The following is a 23,993-nucleotide window of genomic DNA, read 5'->3' as shown; positions in this document are numbered from 1 at the left end:
GGGGTCGGCAGGTTCATGGCGGCTGGTGAGCAGGGCCCCGGCCTCAGGCGCGGCGGTTCAGGCGCAGCTGCACCTGGCGCAGGTTGACGGGCGGCACTTCGCGCAGCGGCGACATCTCGCTGAGCGTGGTCTCGATGAGCTGGTCGAGCTCGGCATTGCCCGAGCCCTCGACGATGCGGGCGCGCTGCACGCGCCCGTCGTCCCCGATCCACACGCGCACCACCACGCTGAATTCGTCCAGCGGCGCACGCCGGTTGCGGGCCAGGGTTTCGAAGAAATTGCGCTGCAGCAGGCCGGTGAAATAACGACCGCTGCCGCCGCCACCACCGCCTGCGCTGCCGATGGTGGTGATGTCGCGCCCGCCCTTGTTGGCGGCCAGGCCGAAGCCGTCGCTGCCAGCGCTGCCGTCGGCGTCCAGCCCCAGCGGCTTGGCGGCCGGGGCGGGGTCGGCGGGCTTGTCGGGCACGGGCTCGGGCTTGGGCTCGTTGATCTTCACCTCTTCCTTCACCTTGGGCGGCTCGGGCTGGCGCTCGGGCGGCTTGGGCGGGGGCGGGGGCGGCGGCTGGCGCAGGATGGCCACCTGCTGCACCGCCGGCTTGCGCGGGCCCTCGGGCGCACCGACGACGCTCACGATCAGCCATGCCAGCCCACCCAGGAACAGCAAGCCCAGCACCGCCGCCAGCAACTGGCCGCGCCCCTTGGGGCGACGGCCGTGCTGTGGCCGCGAAGCGGCGCTGTCCTGAGCGGGGCGGGGCATGGCGCGCGGAGGCGGTGCGCTACTTCACCAGGCGCTGCGTCACCAGGCCGAGCTGCGTGATGTCGAGCCGGCCCATGAGGTCGAGCACGTCGACGACCTTCTCGTAGTGCACCTTGGCATCGCCCTTGATGACCACCGGGAAGTCGGGGCTCACGGCCTTCATCTGGCGCAGGCGGTCTTCCAACTCCTGCAGCGTCACCGGGTAGGTGTCGAGGAAGATCTGGCCGTCGTCGCGGATGGTGATGGCCTTGGTCTGCGGCTTGGCCAGGCTGGGCGCGGCGCTGGCCTTGGGCAGGTTGACCTTGATGCCCTGCACCGAGGCCGTGGTCATGATGATGAAGATGACCAGCAGCACGTAGCTGAGGTCGAGCATGGGCACGACGTTGATCTCGTCGTAGGCCTTGCCGGAAGCCTGCATCTTCATGGCGCGGCGTGCCTTTCTGCGATGCGCGTGACCAGGGCGTCGACAAAGGCCTGCAGGTCGGCCGAGATGTCGCCGATGCGGCTGGTGAGGTAGTTGTAGCCAAACAGGCAGGGGATGGCGACGGCCAGGCCCGCCACCGTGGCCACCAGCGCCGCCGCGATGCCCGGGGCGATGGCGTTGACGTTCACGTCACCGGCCGCGGCAATGGCCGCGAAGGTGATCATCACGCCCACCACCGTGCCCAGAAGCCCGAGGAAGGGCCCGCCGGCGATCGAGATGGTCAGCACCACCAGCTTGCTGTTCAGGCCCTGCAGTTCGCGCACGAGCTTGGCGTCCACCGTGGCGCGGATGGCCGAGAGCGTGCTGTCGCTGATGTGCAGCTCGCGCCCGCTCTGGCGGTAGCTGTCGAAGCGCTGGTTCAGCTCGGCGATGGCCGCGGCGTACAGCCGGTACAGCGGCGAGGCGCCGTGCTGGGCTTCGGCATGCGTCTCGGCCTGCTGCCGCAGGCCCGGGGCCTGCGTGGGATCGTGGCTGTTCATCAGGGCCGGGAAAGCCTCCATGAACAGGTCGTTCTCGCGCGCCAGCGTGCGCACCAGCAGGGCCTTGGAGATCATCACCCAGAAGCTGTAGACGAACATCACCGCCAGCAGCGCGATGACGATCCAGCCGTCCACCGTGACGGCGCCCAGCAGGATGCGCAGGTAGGAAGCTTCGCCAGCGGCCTCGCCGGCTTCGGCCGGCGCCGTGCTCACCAGCTTCTGGTCGGGGCCCTGGCCGCCGGCGGCCAGGCGCAGCCAGTCGACACTGCGGGCGGTGGTGGCCACCTGCAGTTCGTCGAGTTCGCCCTTGTAGCCGGCGCCGAAGACCATCTGCCCGCCCAGCGGCCCCACCGCCGCGGTGCCGCGCAACACTTCGGCCCCGTTGAGCAGGACCACGGGCCCGCTGTTCGGCGACAGCACCAGCGCCACGTGCTGCCAGGCACCGGCGTTGAGCTTGCCGCCCGGGCTGCTGGTGCTGCCGCCGGCCTCCACCACCAGGCTGCCGCCGCGCAGCAGCAGCGCCACGCGCTGGCCGGCGTCGGTCTGTGCGAAGAGCGCGGCGTCGTCCAGCGCCGACGGCTTGATCCACATCGACACCGTCTGCCCGCCCGCGCTGGCACGCAGCGAGGCCTTGGCCTCCACCACGAGTTCAGCGCGCCCGTCGAAGCCCAGGGCAGCACCCGCCAGGCCGGCACTCACGGGCTGCGCAGAACTGCGCAGGGCGTGGTTGGCGTTGGCCGTGGCGTCCTGGGGCACCTGGCCCGCGGCCTCGCCAAAGTGGTAGACCAGGCCCTGGCTGGCGTCGTAGCTGCCCTTGGCATCGCTGGCCGCCACGGCCTTCTCGTTGCCGTGGTAGAGCCAGACGAAGGCGTCCTTCTTGCCGGCTTCCAGGCGGGGCAGCAACACCCACACGAAGGCCAATTCGTTGAGCCCGTCGAAGCGCTCGATGTGGAACTTCAGCGGCGTCTTGTCGTCGCTGGCGATGAAGCGCAGGTCGGCGCCGTCGGGCCGCGCATCGAGGAAACTGAAGTTGCCGGTGTGCAGGCGCACGAGCACCGGCACCATGTCCACCGCAGCGCCGACGGCCACGCCCTGGGCCGAGGTGTCCAGGTTCACCCGGGTGCGTTGCTTCCAGTCTTCGTTCCAGCGCGCCCAGGCGGGCTGCGTGATGAGCTGCAGCAGCAGCGCCAGCATCAGGACAAGGATCTTCATGGGCTTGGAAGGGCTCGGGGAGCGACAGGGAACTGGCGCAAACACGTCACTGTCGGGGCGGCGTGTTGCAGGGCTGTGAATCGGGGGCCGCGGCCGCAATCAGGGCGTGCAGCCGCTGCACCGAGGCTTCGATGCGGAAGTGCGTGTCGAAACACGCCAGCGCGCGCATGCGCATGGCGTGCCGCGTGCTCGGTGGCAGGTGCAGCCAACGCTCCAGCAGGCGCTGCGTGCCTTCCAGGGTGTCGGCATCGGCCAGGCCGGCGCCGTCGCGCACCACCTCGCGCCAGGTGTTCACCTGCGTTGACAGCAGCACCGGCGTGCCCACGGCCAGCGCCTCGGCCACGGCGATGCCGAAGTTCTCCTGGTGCGAGGGCAGCACGAAGGCTTCTGCGGCACGCAGGGCTCCCCACTTCGCGCGGCCTTCGAGCATGCCGGTGAAGCTCACGCGCGATTCGATGCCCGCCTGCCGGGCCAGCGCCTCCAGGCGCGCCTGCAGGCCCTGGCTGTCGGGGCCGGCCATCACGAGGTGCAAGGCGCCCTGGCGTTGCGCCACGTGGGCAAAGGCCTGCACGAGCAGGTCGCAGCCCTTCTTCTCGTGCAGCCGCCCGAGAAACAGCAGCAGCCGGCGCCCCCGCAGGCCGGGGTGCAGGCCCAGGAAGTCTTCGGCGCAGCTGCTGCGGGCGGTTTCGTCGGGGGCTGCGCCATAGCCCACCACCGCGCCCTGCGCCGCATAGGGCACGAAGGTCTGGCGCGCCAGCCGCGCCTCTTCCTCGGTGGTGAAGAGCACGGCCTGCGCGTCGCGCAGCACGGCGTGTTCGGCGGCCAGCCAGTAGAGCTGCTTCTTCAGGTGCTTGAAGGGGTGGGCGCGGCGGAACCAGGGGTCCAGCATGCCGTGGCTGAACACGAAGTACGGCCGCCCGCAGGCCCGGGCCGCGCGCCGCGCCGCCACCCCGTGGTACTGCCAGAGCCCGTGCACCACCAGCGCGTCGTAGCCTGCGGCGTGGGCGCGCAGCCACTCGTCGAGCACCGGGGTGTAGCCGTAGCCACCACGCGCACCCGGCACCGTGTGCACGGTGCCAGGCATGGCCACCAGGCCCAGCGCGCCCGCGGGTTCGTCATCCAGGCTCAAGACCTCGGCCGCATGGCCCTCGGCCTGTGCCAGGCGCAAGGTCTGGCGCACGCCCTCGGCCGGGCCGCCGAACACGGTGTCGAGCGACCGGATGAGGTGCAGCACCCGCAGCGGCCGCACAGGGCTGCGCACAGGGCCGGGCAGCCGTGGCGGTTCAGGCGCTGCGGTGTCGGGCAGCGTCACGGCGGCCGTCACTTCGCGAAGCATTCGCGGTCGTCCTCGCGGCAGTTGCGCTCGCCGAAGCCCAGCACTTCCACCGTCAGCACGGTCGGCCGCGGCGCCTGCCGCGCCGCCGTGGCCTGGCGCGCGGCCTGCTCGGCAGCCTTGGCCGCCTTGTCTTCGCCAGCACCGCCGGCCTGCGGCGTGTTGCCCGCCGCCGCCAGCGTGCTGGCCAGGCTGCCGGTGGGCACCTGCGGCACGCCCTGTGACGAACCGGCCGCCTTGATGTCGCTGGCGTTGAGCACCACCTGCGCGTTGACCAGGATGTTGCCGCTGCTGCGGATGCCGGCTTCGCCTGCATCGATCTTGCCGGCCGGGGCGAACAGGTAGATGTCGCCCGCGGGCGGCTGCACCGCGGGGCCCAGGCCGTCGGGGTCGGAACTCAGGGTCTGGATGCCGCTGCCCGAGGCGCTGGCCGGGATCACGATTTCCACACCCACCTCGTTGCCCTCGGCATCGAGGATGGGCCGGCGCTGCGGCGGCGGCGTGCTCAGCGAGGTCTTGGCGCCGCGGCCGGCGTCGATGCTGCCCTGCGAGGCATAGATGAGGATGTCGCCGCCCTGGGCCGTGAGCACCTTGCCCTGGTTGATGCTGAAGTTGCCCGAGAGCACGCTGCGCACCGCACCGCCCTGGTTGGTGAGCACACCCACCGGCCGGCTGGCGTTGGGCGTGGTCAGGCCCACCACGATGTCGCCCTTGGGCGCCCACAGGTCGATGGCGCTGCCGCCCTGGGTCTGGATGGAGGTCTGGAAGCTCAGGATGTCGCCACCGCCCGCCGATGGCGTGCCCACCAGATCGCTCACCACGCGGCCAAGCATCTCGTCGAAGACCAGCGGCGCGGTGCCGGTCAGCCGCGCGCCGTTGACACGCCGCAGCACGGCGCCTTCCAGCAGGCGCGGGTAGCGTTCGCCCAGCGCCGCATAGCGGGCGGCAGTGGCCGCATCCAGGCCGGTGCCGCCGAGCACGGGCGCGGACCCCTGCAGCAAGGCCCCCAGGCTGGCTGCGTTGCGCAGCCGGTTCACGTCGTCCTCGCGGGCCAGCAGGCCCAGCACCGCGGCGGCATCGGCCGCCTCGCTGCCCGCCAGGGGCAGGCTGCCCTCGCGCAAGACCTGCTGGTAGCTGCGCAGGGCCTCGGGGGCGGCGCTGTCCAGGGCCGTGAAGCGGGCGAAGGCCGGGTTGCGCGCTGCGAGCGTCTTCACATCGGTGGCGGCCAGCACGGCCGCGCGACCGTCGCTGCTTTCCAGTTCGATGGCCAGCTGCGCGTAGAGCGAAGTGATCTGGCCGTTCTCGCGGTTGAGCTGCAGCACGCGGGCATAGGTGCTGTCCATGCGGGCGAGGTCCACGTCGCCCGGCACACCGGCGATGACCGTCAGGCGTGCGCTGTCGGGGCTCTTCAGCAGCGCGTTGCGCGTGTTGCCGGTGGCCACGAGCCCGCCGACGATGATGCCGTTGACGCTGACGACCGCATTGCCGAGGTCGATGTCGCCGCCAGCCTGCACCAGCAGCCGGCCCGGGCCGGCGATCTCGATGCCGCCGCTGCCGCTGCTCTTGCGCACGTTGCCCGCCACCGCGCGCACCTCGCTCAGGTCTTCGGCGCGCAGGTTCTGCATGCGCAGGCTGGGGTTGACGATGTCCTGCCCGGCCCGCAGGCGCGTGCGCCCGGGCAGGTACAGGCGGGAGATCGAATCGGCCACCACGCTGCCTTCCAGCGCCTGCACCTCGAAGGGCAGGCCGGCCAGCGCCTCGCTGCGCGAAACCAGGCCCGCCGGCAGCGGCGCGCTGCGCTCGACGATGCGGCCCAGCGTCACCGGCTTGAGATCGGGGCTCACCTTGCTGCCGCTGCTGAAGAAATCGGCCGACGAGTTGGCCGGCAGGCGCGCCTGCTCGAAGTTCTGCGTCGGCGTGACCAGCGCGTTGGGCGAGAGGTCGGACACCTCCAGGCCGAGTTCGCGCACATCGCCGCGGGCCAGCACCAGCGCGCTGGCCGTGGCCGAGGGCCAGGTGGTCACGAGGTTGGGCTGCCCCAGGTTCTCGGGCAGGGCCCCCGGCCCGAGCACGTCGCCGCCCAGGGCCAGCAACGACACGCTGGCCGGGAAGGCCGTGGTGCCGCTGGGCGGCAGGTTGGCCGCGCTGAAGCTGGTGAAGCTGCGCCAGGCATCCGCCGCGCGCGAGAGCCGCCCGTTCAGCGCCACGTCGCCCGACTTGGCCATCACCTCCACGCCGCTGTTGCCGCTGTAGGTGAAGAAGGTGGTGGCGATGCTGCTGGGCGAGGCGTTGGCGGCCGTGGTCGGGTGGAAGCTCGGGCCGGTGGCGCCGGCGCCCAGGTTGATGCCGAGGTAGGTGGGGTTGTCCACGCTCTGCAGCGTGGCGCCGGTGCCGGCGCGCAGCGCCAGGCTGGCCTGCTCGGGCACGCCCCCGCTGCTCAGCCCCATCAGGTAGGCCTGGGCCGCCTGGGTGGCACCGATGCTGCCGCCGGCCAGCACCTGCGCCTGGCCGCGGCCGATGAGGAAGGAGGCGCCGTCCACGTCACCCCCGGCCTGCACGGCCAGCGAGCCACCGCCCCCCACCTCCACGCGCCGCTCGTTGCCGTTGAGCTCGGTGCGGCCGCTGGTGGGCAGCGCGAACATCAGGTCGCGCACATCCTGGCCGGCGCGCACCTCGATGTCGCCGCCGCCCAGTGTGGCCACGCCCTGCTGGAAGCGGGGCCGGTAGCTCCACCAGTCGGTGAGGAAGCCGTCGCGCGTGAACTCGGTGGCCGTCTGCCGCGGGCGGCGCAGCCACTCGGTCACCCACAGGTCGGGCGTGCCGGCCGGGCCCAGCAGCGAACCGCCCGCGCGCAGCGAGATCCCCCCGCCGTCCACGGCCCAGCGGTTGTTGCCGTTGGTGGCGGTGTCGGCCGCGCCGATGCGGCCGGCGGTGTAGATGCCGGCAGCGGCGTTCTCCAGGCGGATGTCGCCGGCGGCGGCCAGGTCGATGCGCCCCGTGCCCGTGCGGATGCCGGCCTGGTTCCCGCTGAGCACCAGGTGCCCGGTGTTGCGGGCCTCGCTGCGCGTGGCCAGCGGATCGGCCGCCTGCAGGTCGGCACCGGCGGTCATGCGGATGTGCCAGGTGTCACCGGCGGCGATGGCGTGGTTGGCCACGTTGATGCGGTCGTTGGCCGCGGCGTTGGCTGCCGTGGCCGGCAGGTTGGGCGTCTGCGCGCCGCCCACGGTCTGCTGCAGTCGCAGCGCGCCGCCGGCGCGCAGCGTCAGCGTGCCCGGCAGGCCCGCCGTCAGCCAGCTGGCCTGCGTCAGGTTCCAGTTGGCCGCCAGGCCCAGGTCGCCCGCGGCCTGCACTTCCAAAGCGGCGGTCACGCGGGTGCCGGCGGCCACGCCCGTCTCGTCGCGCAGGCCTGCCAGGGCCGCCCGGGCCGCGGGGCCGGCCAGGCCCTGCGCAAAGGCCGCGTGCTCGCTGCCCCAGCGCGCCAGCGTGGCCGCGTCCAGCGTGGCGGGCACCTCGGCCCCGCGCAGCACGCGGGTGAGCTCCAGGTCCAGCGTGGCCGGCAGCGTCTGGGGCTCGCTCGCCTGGGCCCTGCCCGCGGCGGCGGCGTCAAGCGCCGTCACGCCATGGCGCAGCACCTGCCCGGCCAGCGACACCGGGCCCGTGAGGCCGGCGGCGTCACGCACGGTGCCGAAGATCACCGCGCCGGGCTGGCCCAGCGCGCCGGCCCGGACATCGATGGTGGCCCCGTTGTCGAAGGCCAGCGCGCCGCCGCGCGTGTCGGCGCGCACCTCGCCGCCGCGCGCGGCGGTGCCCGTGCCGGCGGCCAGCAGGCGGCTGCCCGCATGCAGTTGCAGGCCCGTGGCCGCGTGCAGCGCCAGGCGGCCGCCCCCGGCCTCGGTGTTGCGGCCCACCGTGCCGCGCACGTCGATGCGGCCGCTGTCCGCGCTGAGCTGCACGCCCCGCGCGTCGACCTGTTCGCCGGCGCGGACCTCGATGTCGCCTTCACGCAGGCGCAGGCTGCGCTGCTCGGTGAAGCCGCCGGTGTTCAACAGGCCGTTCAGCGCCGAGAAGTCGTCCAGGCGCTGCAGTTCCAGGGCTGCGCTGCCGCCCGCCGTGCGCCCTTCGCCGCGCAACTGGCCCGCCACGCTGAGGCTGCCGGCCTGCAGGCCGACCGAGCCCGCGCGGCCGCCCTCGGCCGCGGCCGAGACGTCGACCTGGCTGCCGGCCTGCAGCGTGAGCGCCTGCCCCGCCGCGCGCAGCTGCACGCTGCCGCCGTCGGCCGCCGCCAGGCTGCCCTTGAAATCGACCGCGGCGCCGCGGGCGTCGAGCAGCGCGCGCGGCCCCAGGGTCAGCCCGCCGCCTTCGGCCGCCACCTCGATGTGCCCGGAACGCGCCCGCAGCTCGCCGTCGAGCTGGACGCGCGCGCCCTGCAGCAGCACGCGCCCGCCCAGCGCGGGTGCCGTGCCGGCAGAAGCCGCCGCCAGGGCTTGCGCGGTGGTTGCGGCGCCGGTCAGCGCCGCACCCAGGCGCAAGGCGCCGAAAGCAGGCCCGGCGCTGGCGCTGTCGTCCACGGCCACCAGTTGCTGTTGTGCGCCGCCCAGGGCCTGCAGCACCGGCGCCTGCACCTGCAGTTCACCCGCGGCCCGCAAGGCGCCCTGGCCTTGCAGATCGACACCGGTGGTCGCCGCCAGCGTGAGCCTGGAGAAACCCTGCGTGGCTTTTGCCCCCGCCCCCAGCGTGAGTTGCTGGGCCTGCAGCACCAGGCTGGCGTCGCCGCCGGCCGAACTGCTCGGGCCCGCGCCGCTGTTCACCCAGCGCAGGGTCTGCGCCTGCAACGTGGCCGCGCCGGCCCCCGCCGGGCTGCTGCCGGCGGCGAGCACGGGGGTGTCCAGCGTCAGCGTGCCCGTCTGGGCGCTGCCGGCTGCGGCCGTGCCCTGCAGCGTGATCTGCTCGTAGCCGCGCAGGGTCAGCGCGCCCAGCGCGGCGTAGCCGGCCAGGGCGCTGTTGGACAGCAGCAGGCCCCCGGCCGCGGGCGTCAGGCCGTCCACGTCTCCCAGGCTGATGCGGGCCGTGGCCAGGCTCAGCGAGCCACCCTGGCCCTGCGCGTCGCCCACACGCAGGCTGCCGGCCGAGCGCGTGGTGCGGGTGGCGTCGAGCAGCAAAGCCCGGCTGGCCTCCAGCAGGGCACCGGCGGCAATGTCGATCTCACCCGCGGTGCTGCTGACCGTGCCGCGGTCGATGCGCGCCTCGCTCTGGCTGCTCAGGCGCAGCAGCGCGCCCGAGCTTTCGGCGCGCAGTGCCAACTCTGGCGCCGCAGCGCTGGCGCCTTCGCCCTGCGGCGCGGCGCGCAGCACGCTGCGCGAAGACACCTGCACCCCTTCGCGAGCGGCCAGCAGCAGCTCCGGCAACTGCACCGGCGACGCCGCGCTGTTGTCGACGCTGATCTGCGTGGCCGTGGTGCGCAACGTGGTGGTGCTGCCATCGCTGCTGCGCGTGCCGCCGACCAGCACACTCGCCTTCAGCGACGACAGCGTGGCGGCGCTGATCTGCAGGGTGTCGGCCGGCCAGGCGTTCGTGTTGACGGCATCGACGATGGCGATGCGCTGCCCGGTGATGTCGATCTCAGCGGCGCGGCCGCGATAGCCGGCCAGCGTGCTGCTGGCGGTGAGGAAGTTGCCCGCCAGCGTGAGCGAGCGTGCGTCCTGCAGGCCCAGGCGCCCGGCGTCCCACGGCGAGGCCGGCGCGGGCCGGCCGGCCCGCTCGGCCTGGCTGGCGAAAAGCTGCGCCCCGCTGAGCGTGTAGTCGCTGTAGCGGCTGAGGGCGCTGCCGGGCAGCACCACCACGCCCACGCTCTGCGATTCACGCACCGAGGTGCCCGCGGCGCTGCGGAAGCCGGCCACGACCGTCTCGCCGTTGGCCAGGGCCCCGGTCTGGCCGGGCTGCAGGTTGCGCCAGGCACTGCCCGTCTGCAGCTGCACGAGGAAGGCCCCGGGCAGCGTGGCAAAGCGCGTGGGCAGCAGCACGTACTCGCCGGCCGGCACGCGCGCACCCTCGCCGATCTGCACGCTGTCGTAGAGGTTGGCGTCGCGCGGGTTGCCGAGCACGAAACCGGCGCCCGGGTCGCGCCCGCCGGCCAGTTGCTGGTAGGTGTCGTAGGGCACTCCCGCCAGGCGCGAGCGCGGGAGGATGGCGAAGGTGTCGGCCGCGTTGGCGATGTCGGCATCGCCGCCGTTGCCAGGCACGAACTCCACGGCCTGCACGTTGCCGCCGCCGCGCAGGTCCACGACGGCGCCGCTGGCCACCACGGTCTCGGGTGCACTGATGTTGAGCCGCTTGCCCTCGGGGGTGACGGCATCGAGCAGGCGGGGGTTGGTCAGCGAGTTGGTCTGGGGCCCATCGGCATAGCGCCACTGCACGCCATCGAGGGTGCCGCCGTACAGCACGGTGAGCCCTTCGCCCGACACCGAGCTCACGCTGCCGGCGGCCAGCTCCAGGCGCTGGCCGGCCTGCAGGTCCAGGCTGCCCAGGGGCGCGCGCACGGTGCCGGCCTGCACGATCTGCGGGGCCTTCAGGCTCAGGGCACCGGCCACCGAGTAGACCTCGCCCCCCGGGCGGCCGTTGCCCTGCACCAGCAGGTAACTCTCGCTGCCCGTGGCCTCGATGCTGAAGCGGGTGCGCGTGGCCGGGTAGAGCTGGCTGGCGCGGAACTCCAGGTTGCCCGCGGTGCGCAGCGCACCGGCCTGGTAGATCAGCGCCGGGTCGTTGCCCTGGGCGGTGTTGAGGTTGACCTCGCGGCCGATGAAGCGCACGTCGCCCTGGCTGCCCAGGCGGGCCAGGGCCACGCCGTCGAGCACGCTGGCACCGTAAAGATCGAGGCTGCCTGCATCGACCACCAGCACGCCCGTGCCGGCGCTGGCGGGCTGCAGGCTCTGGGCGCGGGTCTCGTCACGCGTCCAGACCAAGCGGCCCTGCGCGTCCTGCTGCTGCGTGCGCGGCCCGAGCGACTGGCCCAGGGCCACCTGCGCGCCCTGCAGCGTCACCGAGGCTTGGGCACCCAGGCGCAGCACCGGCGCATCGAGGCGGATGCCGCGCTCGAAGGCCAGCGTGCTGCTGCCCTGGAACTCGATGATGTCTTCCGACAGCAGGCGCAGCTTCTCGAAGCCGGCGGCCTGCAGCGCGTTGCCGTCGATGCGGCTGGTGCGCACCCCGGCGGCCGGCGTGGCGTCCACACCGCCCGGGCTGACGAGCAGCCGGCGCGGCGCGGGCAGCGCCGGCTGCAGGTCAGGGCGCAGCAGCTCGATGGCCACGCTGCCGCCTGCGGCACTGCCGGGGCCGGCGGCGCGCAGCGTGCCGCCCAGGCCGATCTCGCCCTGCGAACGCAGCACCAGCGTGCCGGCGTGCCCGGCCAGGGTCTGCGCGCGCAGCGCTGTGCCGCCCTCGGGGCCCTGCGGCAGCTGCACCGTGCGTTCGAGCCCGCTCACGTCGATCAGCGAGCCGGCTTCGGCCACCAGGCTGGCCTGGCGGGCGTCCAGGGTCACGGTGCCGGCGTTGAGCATGCGGCCGCTGACGAGGCCGGCATCACTGGGCTGGGCCAGGAAGGCGGCGCCAGCGAGCAGCTGCGCCTGCGCGCCCAGGCGCAGCGGCGTGGCCGAAAGATCGTCGGGCCCGCGCAGGCTCAGCGTCAGGGTGCCGGCCGGGGCCTCCAGGCGACCGTCCACGTTCAGGCCGCTGCCCCCGGTGAGCGCGATGCGGCCGCCGGCATCGGTGCGCAGGCTGGCACCGCGCCCCACTGCCAGCACGCCGCTGCCGGCCGAGAGGCTGAGGCTGGCGCCGCTGCGCTGGTGGGCCGGCAGCGTGGCCAGTTCGGCGAAGTCGCGCAGCGGCGTGCCGGCGGGCCGCGCCACGGCGGCTTCGGTGTCCACCACCCAGCGCTGCGGCTGCAGCAGGAAGTCGGCCCCCTCGGCCACTGTCAGCCCGTTGGCCGCATTGACGCCGAGGCTGGCGAAGCCGCCCGCGTTCAGCGCCGCGGGCGTCAGGCGCGTGGTGCCTGCCGGCAGCGTGCCGTTGGCGCCATCGGCGGCCAGCACGGCGCGGGCCACGTTGTAGGTGAGGCTGGCGCCGGTGGCGATGGAGGGCCCGCGCAGTTCGGCCTGCATCCAGTCAGGGCTGCTGCTGCCGGCGTTGCCTTGCGCCAAGGTGATCTGCCCGCCATTGCCACCGCTCAGACGACGCTGCGCGTCGAGCAGCGCACCGCCGCTGGCGTCGAGCACGGCGCCGCGTTCGAAGCGCGTCTGGAAGGTCTCGTCCACCAGGCTCACGCGCAGGCTGCCGCCTTGGGTGGCGCTGGCGGTCTGCCCGTCGGCCAACAGGCGCGCCTGCGGCAGGTTCTCGCCCACCGCCGCGCCACCCGGCCCGGCGCGGTTCAGCCAGGCCCCGGCCACCGACAGCTGCGACGTGCTGCGCACGAGCAGGCGTTCGTTGCGCGTGAGCAGGCCAGGGTCGATGAGATCGACACCGCCTTCGAGCTGCGGTGCCAGCAGCAGGCTGCCGGCAGGCAGGCTCACATCGCCGGCCAGGTCGATGGCGGGCCCGCGCAGCGTCAGGCTGGCCCCGACGCCACCCTGCAGGGACACGTTCTCGGGCAGCGTGATGCGGCCGTCGCTGTTGACCTCCACACGCGAAAAGCCGGTTTCCACGCGGCCTTGCGCCGTGTCGCGCGCGCTGCCGAAAAGCTGGCCTGCGGCCAGCTGCACGTTCTCGCGCTGCGCCTGGGTGAGCGCGGTGCCGGCGCCGAAAGCCGTGCCCAGGGTGTCGGCGGCCTGCTGACGGAAGCTCACGTTGCCGATGCGCTGGCCCTCGGCGTTGTAGCTCACCAGCGGCGGCGGGCGGTCGACGAGGTCCAGCGTCAGCGGCTGGAAGCCCGTGCCCACGTACAACGTGCCGCCCGCCGGTGCACTGCCGGTCTGGCGCTGCCCGATGGTCACGCCACCGGCCAGGGCCCCGTCGAGCACCAGCCCCGCGCCCGAGCCCAGGCGCAGCGTGCCGGCGGCCTGCCCCTGCACATGGGCCTCACGCAGCTGGCCCGAGGCCAGCGCGAGGTTCAGCACGCTGCCGGTCTGGCCCCAGCGGGCGTCGTTGTACTGCGCGCGGTCGAGCTGCCCGCTGTAGCGCAGGGCCTGGGGCGCGGTGGCGATGTCGTAGAGCCGGCCGTCCTCGCCCAGCAGGGTGCTGGTGGCCACGCGGCTTTCGGCATGGCGGTAGCCCCCGCCCGAGACATCGAGCGTGGCGCCGCTGCGCTGCACCAGCGAACCGGTGGACGAGACCGACAGTTCGCCGCCGCGCGCGGCCTTCTCGGCCACGGTGCGCGGCACCGCAGCGCGGTAGCCGTCCAGCGCCAGGATGTTGTTGCCGGCCGCCAGGTCCACGGTGACCGTGGCGCCCAGCAGCACGCCAGTCTTCTGGTCGGGTGCGTTCTTCAGCTCGTTGCTGGTGACGCGGAAGGTGGCGATGTTGCGCGCCGGGTCGACATCGCTCCATTGCCCGGCCACGCTGGTGAGGCTGCCCGCGCCGAAGTAGACGCGGGCGGCCAGGGGGTCGGCCTCGTTGCGCGCCTCGATGCCGATGCGCCCGCCGGCCGCCTGCAGCCTGCCGTGGCTCTCGATCACGCCGCCGGTGGCGCGGATCTCGCCGCGGTAGGGCGCGTAGTCGGCGCTCTCGGGCACGGCGGCGGTGTCGGCCAGGTCGGGCATCACCTCGGTGGTGCTGCCCGCGGCCAGCCGCAGCTGGCCGGCCTGGGCGGGCAGGCCAGCGGTGGTGCCCGTGGCCGCGGTGGCGCGGGCGCCGGCGCTCAGGTAGATGGAGCCGTTGCGCTGCACCGCCGTCTTGGCCGAGACGCGGCCTTCCTGGTTGATAGCCAGCGCGGCGATGGTGACGTTGCCGCGGTCGGCCTCCACCGTGCCGGCGTTGCGCACCAGGTTCGTGAGGTTCAGGCCCGGGCCGTCTCGATGCGCCTCGACCTCCACCACCAGGCCGCGCAGCGTGATGTCGCTGGCGTCGCCGTTGACGGCGAGAAAGGCCTTGCTGCCCGCGGCCAGCACCACCTGGCCATCGGGCGCGCTGATGAGGCCGGCGTCGAGGTCGATGCGCGAGGCCACCAGGATCACCGAGCCGCCACTGCCGGCCACGATGCGCGGCGCCGCGGCCGTGGCGGGCCCGAAACTGCCGACGCCGATGTTGCCCGGGCGCGTGCCATCGGGCCGCTGCGCCAGCGGGTTGCCGAGTTCGTCATAGCCGCCGGCAAATGCCGACGTGGTGAGCCCGCCTGCGGTGAGCGGCGCGCCGCTGGAGCAGGCCACGAGATCGTTGCCGCAGAACTGGCTGTTGCTCATGCCGAGGTTGAGCGTGGACGCCAGCAGCGACTGCGTGTCCACCCGCGCGCCGCGGTCGAAGAGGATGCCGTTCTGGTTGATCAGGATCACCTGACCGCCGGCCGTGGCCTTGCCATCGACCGTGGGGCCGGTGCTCGCCAGGCGGCCCTGGATGACGCTGGGGTTGGCGTCGTAGATGCGGTTCAGCGTGAGGGCACTGGCACCCTGCGCATGCCTGAACAGCACCTCGGCGTTGCTGCCGATGTTGAAGCTGCGCCAGTCGAGCACGGCGCGCAGCGACTGCTGCTCGATCGTGAGCAGGGCCGAGGCCGCGCCGGGCACCGGTGCGTTCACCACCGCCTGCCCCGCCACCACGCCCCGCAGCTGCGGCACGGTGTTGGGCGCGAGGTTCGCGCCGCCAGCCTGCGCCCAGGCCGCCGCGGGCAAGAGCCAGGCCGCCAGGCAGGCTGCGGACAGGGCGGTGGCCAAAGCGGTGGCTTGCGGGCGGGGCGGCTGCAGGCGGAGGGCGGGGGGCTGGCGCATGGCAGGGTCTCGGCAGGGCGGCGGCTTCAGAAGCCGATGGAGGCGTTGGCGTGCGCCCGCAGGCCGTCGCTGCCCAGGCTGTTCTTCTTCAAGAGCGGCCAGGCCAGCTCCAGCGTCAGGTTCAAGGGCCAGGCGCCGCGCGTCAGCAGCTGGCCGCCGAAGCCGGCGCCGAGCAGGCGGAAACGCGAGTCCTGCCTGGGCAGCGGGCGGCGCAGTACGGCCACGCCGCCATCCACGAAGCTGTGCACGCTCAGGCTGCCCAGCCAAGGCCAGTTCAAGCGCGGCGCCAGTTCGGGGCTGGCCAGTTGCAGCGACGCGCGCAGGCCCTGGTCGCCCACGGCTTCGGCTTCCAGGTAGCCGCGCACGCTGTTGGCGCCGCCCAGCACGAACTGCTCGTTGGAGATCAAGGGCGCGGGCGCGAGCTGCACCTCGGCCTGGGCGCGCAGGCGCAGGCCCGCCCACGGCAAGGTGCGCGTGTGGCGGGCATCGAACTTCAGCAGGAAGTACTGCGCCTTGGCCTGGTAGCGCTTGTCGCCAAACTCCTGCTGGCGATTGACCAGGCCGCGCAGGCCGCCCGAGAGCGTGGTGCCGAGCTGCCACTCGCCCTGGCCCAGCCCTTCGGCCAGGCGGAAGGCGCCGGTCCAGGCCATGCTGAGCGGCAGGTAGCGGATGGGCGTGTCGAAGCCCGCACCCTGGCCGGCCGCCACCGTGTCCACCATGTCCTTGTACTCGGCGCCCAGGCTCAGCAGCTGGAAACTGCGTTCCCCCAGTTCCAGCACGAAGCTGCGGCGCAGGCCCCAGATCTGCCCCTTGCCGAAGAGCCGCGTGTCGCCCACGCCGGCCAGCACCTCGCTGTCCGAGCGTGTGTAGCTCAGCGTCAGCGCGGCCAGCCCGGCGGGCGCCTGCGGCAGGCTGTAGCTGGCACCGATGACCTGCACCTCGCCCGGCTTCTCGGGCGAGACCACGGCCTGCAGCGCGAGGTTGTGGTCGCGCTGGGCCACGTTGTCGTAGCTCACGGCGGCCTGCAAGCGCGTGGGGCTGGTGTTGCGGCTGGCCTGGTTGTTGAGCGTGAGGCTGCCGTGCAGCGGCAGGCGGTCGGTGACGTCGAGGTCGATCTCGGTGGTGCCGCTCTCGCGGCCCGGACGCAGCACGGGCACCACGCGCCGGTCGGCGCTGCGGTTCACTTCGAGCAACTGGGCCTGCAGGCGCGGCAGGTTGGGCACGCCGCCTTCGGCCGCCTCGCTCACGCGCTCCAGGATGTAGCCCTGCGCGTAGTAGCGCGCGCCGTTGACGCGGGCGCGCGCCACGCGGCCTTCGCTGACCACGAGCCTGATCACGCCCGTGTCGGCGCGCTGCTCGGGAATGTCGACGCTGGCCAGCGTGTAGCCGGCGCTGCGGTAGGCCTCCTGCAGGGCCTTGCGCGCCGCTTCCACGTCGTCGAAGCGGCGCTGCGGGCCCAGGTGCGGGTAGACGGCCTGCTCCACCACCGTGACGGGTAACACCGTGTTGCCCTCGATCACGAACTCCAGCACCGGGAAGCTGGGCTCGGCACTGGCGTGCGCGGCGCTCGCTGCGCCCAGGGTGGCGGCCAGCACACCGATGGCCTGCCAACGGCCACCCAGGCGGGCCGGTAGATTCGAGAGCTTGGCGAACAGGGTCTGCACAGCGCTTCCTGGTGGGGCCCCGCGCTGGGCTGCGGGTCTGAGGCGGAAGCTGCGGATTCTGGAAAGGGGTGATGACAGTACGCCGGCCGACCGGGTCCGTAGGAACCATGCGCAGGGCCTGGTCCCGCTGTCACGAGATTGACCCGGACGGGGTCTACAAGCAGGGTCCCAGCACTGCGGCGTCCTCGACATGAGCACCTTGGCCACCCCCTTGCCCACCGCCCTGGCCCTTGCGCGCAGCCTCGTGGCGCAGCAGCGCCATGCCGAAGCCGCAGACGCCTACCTGCGGGCGCTGCAGCTGGCGCCCGGCGCGGCGGCTCTGCACGTGGAGCTGGCGCAGTGCCTGCGCTCGGCCGGGCGCGGCGAAGAGGCCACGCAGCACTTCGAGCGCGCCGTGGCCCTGGAGCCCGAGCGGCCCCAGTGGCAACTGCTGGCGCTGCTGCACGTGGGCACCTTGCTCGACGAGAAGGGGCAGACCCACGAGGCCCTGGCCACCTTCGAGGAGGCCACCCGACGTTTCCCGGCCTCGGCCGACGCCTGGGCGGTGCTGGGCGTGGTGCAGTCGCACCTGCGCAGCCCGGCCGAGGCTCAGGTGAGCCTGGGGCGGGCGCTGCAGCTCGACCCCAGCCGCATCGACCTGATGGAGCGCCTGGCCCGCGTGCTGGTGGATCAGAAGCAGTTCGAGGATGCGGCCATCGTCTACGAGCACATGCTGCGCCAGGAGCCCGGCCGGCCTCTGCTGGCCAGCTGGCTGCTGCACCTGAAGTACCTCATGGGCGACTGGCTCAACATCGAGGCGCTGCAGGCCCGCGTGCAGGCGCGCCTGCAGGCCGGCGTGGCTGATGCCGAGCCTTTCGGCCTGCAGGGCTGGTGTGCCGACCCCGCACTGCTGCGCGCGGCGGCCCGGGCGCAGAACGCCCGCGCCCACCCGCCCCGCGGGCACCTGCTGCCACCACCGGCCCTGGGCCGCGGCACCAAGCTCAGGATCGGCTACCTGGCCGGCGAGTTCCGCGAGCAGGCGACCTCGGTGCTGCTGACCGAGGTGCTGGAGCGCCACGACGCCAAGCGCTTCGAGGTGCACGCCTTCGACAACGGCTGGGACGACGGCAGCGCGCGGCGCCGCCGCATCGAGGCGGCCTGCCGCGTGCACACCGTGCGCGGCCTCAGCGACCTGGAGGCGGCCCGCCTGGTGCGGGCGCAGGGCATCGACATCCTCGTCAACCTCAACGGCTTCTTCGGGCTGGCGCGCACCGGCGTCTTCTCGATGCGGGCGGCCCCCTTGCAGGTGAACTACCTCGGTTTCCCCGGCACGCTGGGGGCGCCGTACATCGACTACCTGATCGCCGACAGCACGGTGATCCCGGCCGCCGAGCGCGCGCACTACGACGAAGCCGTGGTCACGCTGCCCTACAGTTACCAGCCCAACGACAGCACCCGGCCGATCGCTGCCGAACCGGCAAGGCGGGCCGACGCCGGCCTGCCGGAGCAAGCCTTCGTCTTCTGCTGCCTGAACAACGCCTACAAGATCCTGCCGCCGGTCTTCGACGTTTGGATGCGTCTGCTGCTGCAGGTGCCAGGCAGCGTGCTGCTGCTCTATGGCGACAAGCCCGAGCTGCAAGCCAACCTGCGCCATGAGGCCGCGCAGCGAGGCGTGGCCCCCGAGCGGCTGTTCTTCGCACCGCCCTGGCGCAACGACCGGCATCTGCGTCGCCTGCAACTGTGCGATCTGTTCCTCGACACCTGGCCCTACAACGCCCACACCACCGGCAGCGATGCCCTGTGGGCCGGCCTGCCCGTGCTCACCTGCACGGGGCGCAGTTTTCCCAGCCGCGTGGGTGCCAGCCTTCTGCAGGCCGTGGGCCTGCCCGAACTCGTGACGCACGACCTGGAAAGCTACGAGGCCCAGGCCCTGCGCTTGGCCACCCAGCCCGCCCTGCTGCAAGCCCTGCGCACGAGTCTGCAGGCCCGTGTGCGCAGCAGCCCGCTGTACGACACGGCGCGCTACACGCGCGAACTGGAGGCCGCCTACAACACCATGGCGGCGCTGGCACGCTCAGGCCTGCCGCCCCAGGGCTTTGCGGTGCCCGCCAGCGTCTGAAAGGCACGTCACCCCAAAAAAGAAGGGCCCCGAACGGGGCCCTTCGCAATCCCGGCACCCGCAGCTGCGGGCGCCAAGGCGGGTCCAATCAGAAGTCGGCGCGGGCCGGACGGCAGTTGTCAATGACACCCGCGTCGTCGGTGCGGTTCCAGGGGTTGCCCGTGGTCTGGCCGGTGACCTTGTTCAGGCCGATCACACCCGCCTTGCCGGCGTCGGTGGTGGTATCGCCGAACGCCGGGTGCAGGGTCGGCACGGCAGCGAACAGCGCCTTGAAGGCGGCCTTGTAGGCGGCGTGGTCGCCGTCGATGGCGGGCGTGCGGCGCGTGTTCAGCGCGGCATCGCCGTACTGGCCGTAGGCGCCGCTCTTGACGTTGGCGTAGTTGCCCAGCAGACCGTTGATGCGCACGTGCTTCCAACCGGCGGCGCTGACGGCCTCGGTCGTCAGCGTGCCGATGGCGCCCTTGCCAAAGCTGTTGAAGCGGTTCAGGCAAGCCGCAACCTGACCCGAGCCGCTGTTGTTGACGATGAGGTTGTCGCCATTGCACAGGTTGTTGGCGGCGTTGTTGTCGACGGCTTCAGGACCGGCCAGGAAGGTCGGCAGACCGGCGTTGCAGCTCTTGCCCGCCGCGATGCCGTTGATGGTGCGCGCGATCACGGCCTCATACGTCTTCTGCGTGCCGGAGCTGTCAGCACGCCGAGCCACGTAGACGGTGTCATCACCCGCAACAGTGGCACCCGTCACCGCCGTCCACGTCTGGCCTTCTTGCGTGAACAGCGACGTGACCTGCGCCGAGCTCAGGCTCGGAATGTTGGCGGCATCGGTGGCGCCAACCGTCAGGCCTTGCGCGGCCTGCAGGGCCGTGTAGGCGGCGGTGGTGACCGGCAGGCCGAAGATCACGGTGGCCAGCGGCTCGATGATCAGGTTGTTGTAGGTGCCGGTGGCGGCACCGAAGAACTGCGGCTCCACGTCGCTGATGCCCAGCGGGGCGACCTGGGTGGTGGTCAGGGTGGTCGAGGCCTCGGTGCAGGCGATGGTGGTGGCCGCACCCGTGGCAGCGGCGCAGCTGGAGGCGATCTTCACCAGGTCCAGAAAGGGCAGCGGGGTGCTGTTGTTCACCGGGGCAACGCCGTTGCCGGAGCCGCCCACCGAGTGCTTGTGCACGGCCAACTGGGTGCGGCCGGCCAGGTTGCCGATGGCGTTGGCGCCGGTGGTGCGCGGCGTGCACAGCCACACGGCCTGGTTGCTGACGGTGTACTTGTGGATGGTGCCGGACTGGCACATGGCCAGCGTGGCGTTCTCCAGGCCCACGTCCATGGCGGTGGCGCCAGAGACGTAGATTTCCATGGCGTTGGCCGGGTTGTAGGTGCTGGCCGTCAGCGCGAACGCCGGGCTGGCGATGGCGGAGAGGGCGGCAACGCCCAGGGCGATCTTGTGCAGTTTCATGGTTCGGTCTCTCTCAGAGGGGTTGAGGTCGGAACAAGGCAGCGCTCCGCCAGGGGCAGCGGTGTTGACCGCTGCCCCGTGTGAGCGAGGGAGGTTCAGGTCAGGCCTGCAGAGCCGCAGCGCGGCGGCGGCGCACCATGCCGCCGATGGCGACCAGGCCAGCGCCCATCATCCACAGTGCCGGGGGCAGCGGGACGGGCGGCGCCGTGGTGGCAGCAGCCAGCGAGTAGATCAGGTCGCCGTTGGCCTGCAGGGTGATCGTTGCGAACTCACTGCTGTTGCCGAAGCGGGTGGTGGTGGCGAGGTTGCTGCTGCTACCGGTGAAGGCACTGCGCACCGTATAGAACAGCGACTGGCTGTCACCGACGGTGCCCAACGTATTCAGGTTCAAGCCACCGTTGGCGCCAGTGTCGGCCTGGGCAAAGATGTTCGTGCCGGTCTTGGACAGGCCACCTGGGTTGAAGAACGAAGCCAAGCCGCCCCAGTTGCCCGAAGCGACGAAGCTGTCCAGGTTGGCGTTCGTCCAGGTTTGCGCGTCGTTCTTCGACGACATGATCACGCGGCGCTGGCTCGTGGTGCTCGAGCTGGAGATCTGGTCGTAGGAGCCGACCATCCAACGCACGTCGCTGGCGGTCTGCGCCGAGAACCAGGTTGCGAAAGCGGCATCCGAGAAGTTCGACTGCACGCTGCCGTTGATCAGCAGGCCGGCGTCAGGCGTCTTGTCGCCCGTCACGCCGCCGTCGCCAGCCGTCGTGGTGATCGACGAGGGCAGGAAAGAATTGAGCAGGTAGCCCAGGTCGCGGATGTACCAGTCGCGGCTGACGGTGTTGAAGGCCAGCAGCGAGAAGCTGCCGTTGTTGACGGTCGAACCGCTGGTCAGGTCGGCGTGCGCAACGCCGGCCAGCGAGGCCAGGGCAGCGGCCACGGCCACCAGTTTCATTTTCAGTTTCATGGGATCTCTCTCCGTTGGGTTGAATCAGACCTTGTGCATGCCAGCCGGCCGCTTGCAGCACGCTGCAACGCGTCCGGCACCATCGGCCGCCCGGCAGACACCGGATCACGCTCGACTGCCGGTAGGCTAGGCAGGCCGTGTGTCGCGCAACCTCGCGCGAAACCTGCCTTCCGTAGCCCCAAACGGCCAGTTGCCTGAGCCGCTCGGGGCCGCCGTCGCCGGCGCCTCCGTCCACTGCAGCACCTTAGGTCCGCTCCGTGACATCGTTCCGGGTGCGAGGGCCCGGCGGATGAGGAGATCAGACTACGCAGCCCCCCAGCTTCGACTGCTCCCCCACGCTCGTGGGGGCAGCGGCGCGCACTCAACGCGGCAGCGCCTGCGCCTGCTCGGCCCAGGCCTGCTCCAGCGCCAACTGGAAGGCTGCGACGAAGCCTGCTTCATCCAACAACTCGCTGGCCTGCAGCTGCGCCCGCGCCTGCGCACGCCACGCGGCACGCGCAGCACCGTCGGCGGCCAGGGCTACCGCCCTGGAGACGAACGCGGCTTCGGTCTGGCAGACCCACTCACCTTGCCCGGCGGCGCGCAGCAGCGAGGCCCCCATGCGCGAAGGGTGCGTGCGCCCGCACAGGCTGATCACCGGCACGCCCATCCACAGGGCTTCACAGGTGGTGGTGGCCCCGTTGTACGGAAAGCTGTCCAGCGCGATGTCGACCTCGCCATACAACGCCAGGTGCTCGTCTCGCCGCGCGGTGCGGGGCCGCATCTGCAGCCGCTCGGCGCCGATGCCGCGCGCGGCGAAGAAGGCCTCGATGTCGGCGCGTGTGGCGGCATCGGCGGCCGAGGCGCCCTTGAGCAGCAGGGTCGATGCGGGCACCGCCTGCAGCACCTGCGCCCACAAGGCCAGGCTGCGGTCGCTGAGCTTGGCCACGTTGTTGAAGGAACCGAAGCGCACCCCCCGGCCCGAGGCGCCCGAGTCTGGCAGCACAGGCGGCGAAGCCGGCGGCCGGTAGCAGAACATCGAGCGCGGCAGCACCAGGGGCCGGTCGCTGCCGATGTCGGGTTGGTCGCCGGGGTCGATGACCGCGTCGCTCACGCGGCGGTGCATGCCCCTCACCCCGGAGACGGTGGGGTAGCCCAGGTAGCTCATCTGCAAAGGCGCTGCACCGGCGGCAAACACCGGCAGGCGCCCGCCCAGGGTGTGGCCCGAGAGGTCGATGAGCACGTCGATGCCGTCGTCGCGGATGCGCTGCACGAGCGCCGCATCGCCCAGGTGTTCGCACGCCACCCAGCGCCCCGCCCAGCCGCGCAGGGTCTCGGTGGTGTCGTCGCCCCAGCCGCGGTTGTAGTAGACGACGAGCTCGAAGCGGCTGCGGTCGTGGTGCTGCAGCAGCGGTGCCATGAAGAAGGCCACCGAGTGGTCGAAGAAATCGGCCGTGACCAGGCCCACGCGCAGGCGCGGCGCGGCCCCTGGGGCGGCGGCCTGCGGCCGGCGCGCCACCCGCGCGCCCGCGCGGGCCGGCCCCGACGCCAGTTCGGCCTGCAAGGCCGCGCCGGCGGCGGCATGCAGGGCCGCAAGCTCGTGCGGGTCTTCCAGCAGGTAGTTGGCCACCATCAGCGGCACCGAGTGCATGGCCCAGCGGCCGCCCGACAACGCAATGGCCTGCCGCCCCGCCGCCAGCGCCGCTTCGAGCCGGCGGCCCTGCTGGTGGCTGTGGCACAGCTGCAGCCAGCCGCTGGGCTCGGGTTCCTGCGCCAGCGCCTGCTCGGCCAGCGCAACGGCCTCGCCGGCCCGCCCCTCGCGCGTGAGCTGGTGCGCCAACGCCCGCAGCACGGCCGGCGGGCTGGGCCGCGGGCCCTGCGCCAGCCAGCGTTCATAGAGCTGCACGGCGGCCACGCCGAAGCCGGCCGCCGCGAGCTCGTGGCCCAGGTGCAGGCAGATGTCCACGCGTGCAGGGGCTGCGCCGAGCGCGCGGTTGAAGGCCTCGATGGCCTCGTCACGCCGGCGCGCGCGGCGCAGCAGGAGGCCGAGGTTGAAGTGCAGCTGGGCATCGCCCGGGGCCAGGGCCGCGGCCGCGCGTGCTTCCTCGATGTGCGCCGGGTCCGGGCCGATCTCGTCGCGCGCCACGGCATCGCCGCTGCGCTGCAGCGCCTGCTCGGCCTGCGCCGCCCTGGCATAGGCCAGGTTGGCCCGCGCAGCGGCCAGGCCGGGCTTCAGGGCCAGGGCGGCTTCGTGGCACGCGATGGCACCTTCGATGTCGCCCCCGTGCCGCAAGGCCACGCCCAGGCTGACGTGGGCCTCGGCCAGCGCGGGCTGCAGGCGCAGCGCCTGGCGGTAGGCGGCCACGGCCTCGGGCAGGTCGTGCAACAGCTTGTGCGCCCGCCCCAGCACCCACCAGGCCTGCGCGTCGCCCATGCGCAGCCGCGTGGCGCGCTGGGCGTGGGCCAGGGCCGGGGCCGCCTGGCCCAGCTGCACATGCGCCATGGCCAGCAGCAGGTGGGCCTCGAAGATCTCGGGCCCGTGCTGCAGCAGCGCATTGGCCAGCTCGCAGCCGCCAATCAGGTCGCCCAGTTCCATGCGCTGGCGCGCCGCGGCCAGCGCATGCCGCTGGGCGTGCACGGCGTCGTGCACCGGCCCCTGGCCTGCTGCCACGGCGTCCATCGCG

Annotated in this window: 10 protein-coding genes; 1 reads left to right on the top strand and 9 read right to left on the bottom strand. The window is 72.7% G+C overall.

Going from position 1 to position 23,993, the window contains the following annotated elements; all coding sequences use genetic code 11:
- Positions 1–43: 43 nt before the first annotated feature.
- From EOE66_RS13165 to EOE66_RS13140, 6 genes are read right to left on the bottom strand one after another with little or no spacing between them, the layout of a single operon-like run.
- Complete coding sequence (locus tag EOE66_RS13165) at positions 44–757, bottom strand: energy transducer TonB (protein WP_128229173.1); 714 nt, start codon at positions 755–757, stop codon at positions 44–46.
- 19 nt (positions 758–776) lie between these two features.
- Complete coding sequence (locus EOE66_RS13160) at positions 777–1,181, bottom strand: ExbD/TolR family protein (protein WP_128229172.1); 405 nt, start codon at positions 1,179–1,181, stop codon at positions 777–779.
- Positions 1,178–2,932, bottom strand: a complete 1,755-nt coding sequence (locus EOE66_RS13155) for a DUF2341 domain-containing protein (protein ID WP_128229171.1) — start codon at positions 2,930–2,932, stop codon at positions 1,178–1,180. The genes EOE66_RS13160 and EOE66_RS13155 overlap by 4 nt, the downstream gene beginning before the upstream one ends.
- Positions 2,933–2,978: 46 nt before the next feature.
- The gene (locus EOE66_RS13150) at positions 2,979–4,268 is read right to left on the bottom strand and encodes a glycosyltransferase (protein ID WP_245479028.1); all 1,290 of its coding nucleotides are present in this window, start codon (positions 4,266–4,268) and stop codon (positions 2,979–2,981) included.
- Complete coding sequence (locus EOE66_RS13145; RefSeq protein ID WP_128229169.1) at positions 4,253–15,172, bottom strand: filamentous hemagglutinin family protein; 10,920 nt, start codon at positions 15,170–15,172, stop codon at positions 4,253–4,255. The genes EOE66_RS13150 and EOE66_RS13145 overlap by 16 nt, the downstream gene beginning before the upstream one ends.
- A gap of 26 nt (positions 15,173–15,198) precedes the next feature.
- Complete coding sequence (locus EOE66_RS13140) at positions 15,199–16,836, bottom strand: ShlB/FhaC/HecB family hemolysin secretion/activation protein (protein WP_164885098.1); 1,638 nt, start codon at positions 16,834–16,836, stop codon at positions 15,199–15,201.
- A gap of 190 nt (positions 16,837–17,026) precedes the next feature.
- Between EOE66_RS13140 and EOE66_RS13135 the strand changes: the two genes are divergently transcribed.
- A complete protein-coding gene (locus tag EOE66_RS13135; RefSeq protein WP_128229166.1) occupies positions 17,027–18,934 on the top strand; it encodes an O-linked N-acetylglucosamine transferase, SPINDLY family protein in 1,908 nt (635 codons plus the stop codon).
- 88 nt (positions 18,935–19,022) lie between these two features.
- Here EOE66_RS13135 and EOE66_RS13130 read toward each other — a convergent pair whose 3' ends face one another.
- From EOE66_RS13130 to EOE66_RS13120, 3 genes are all read right to left on the bottom strand, one after another.
- Complete coding sequence (locus EOE66_RS13130) at positions 19,023–20,378, bottom strand: hypothetical protein (RefSeq protein WP_128229165.1); 1,356 nt, start codon at positions 20,376–20,378, stop codon at positions 19,023–19,025.
- A gap of 100 nt (positions 20,379–20,478) precedes the next feature.
- Positions 20,479–21,330 carry a hypothetical protein gene (locus EOE66_RS13125; RefSeq protein WP_128229163.1) on the bottom strand — a complete coding sequence of 284 codons (852 nt, stop codon included), beginning with the start codon at positions 21,328–21,330 and terminating at the stop codon, positions 20,479–20,481.
- A 361-nt stretch (positions 21,331–21,691) separates the two neighbouring features.
- Positions 21,692–23,989 (bottom strand): O-linked N-acetylglucosamine transferase, SPINDLY family protein, encoded by a 2,298-nt coding sequence (locus EOE66_RS13120; RefSeq protein ID WP_128229162.1) that lies wholly within the window; start codon positions 23,987–23,989, stop codon positions 21,692–21,694.
- Positions 23,990–23,993 lie beyond the last annotated feature (4 nt).

The organism is Rubrivivax rivuli, assembly GCF_004016505.1.
Classification (GTDB): Bacteria; Pseudomonadota; Gammaproteobacteria; order Burkholderiales; family Burkholderiaceae_C; genus Rubrivivax; species Rubrivivax rivuli.
The sequence above is the reverse complement of the archived record's forward strand: the minus strand, read 5'-3'. Positions and strand labels throughout refer to the sequence as shown.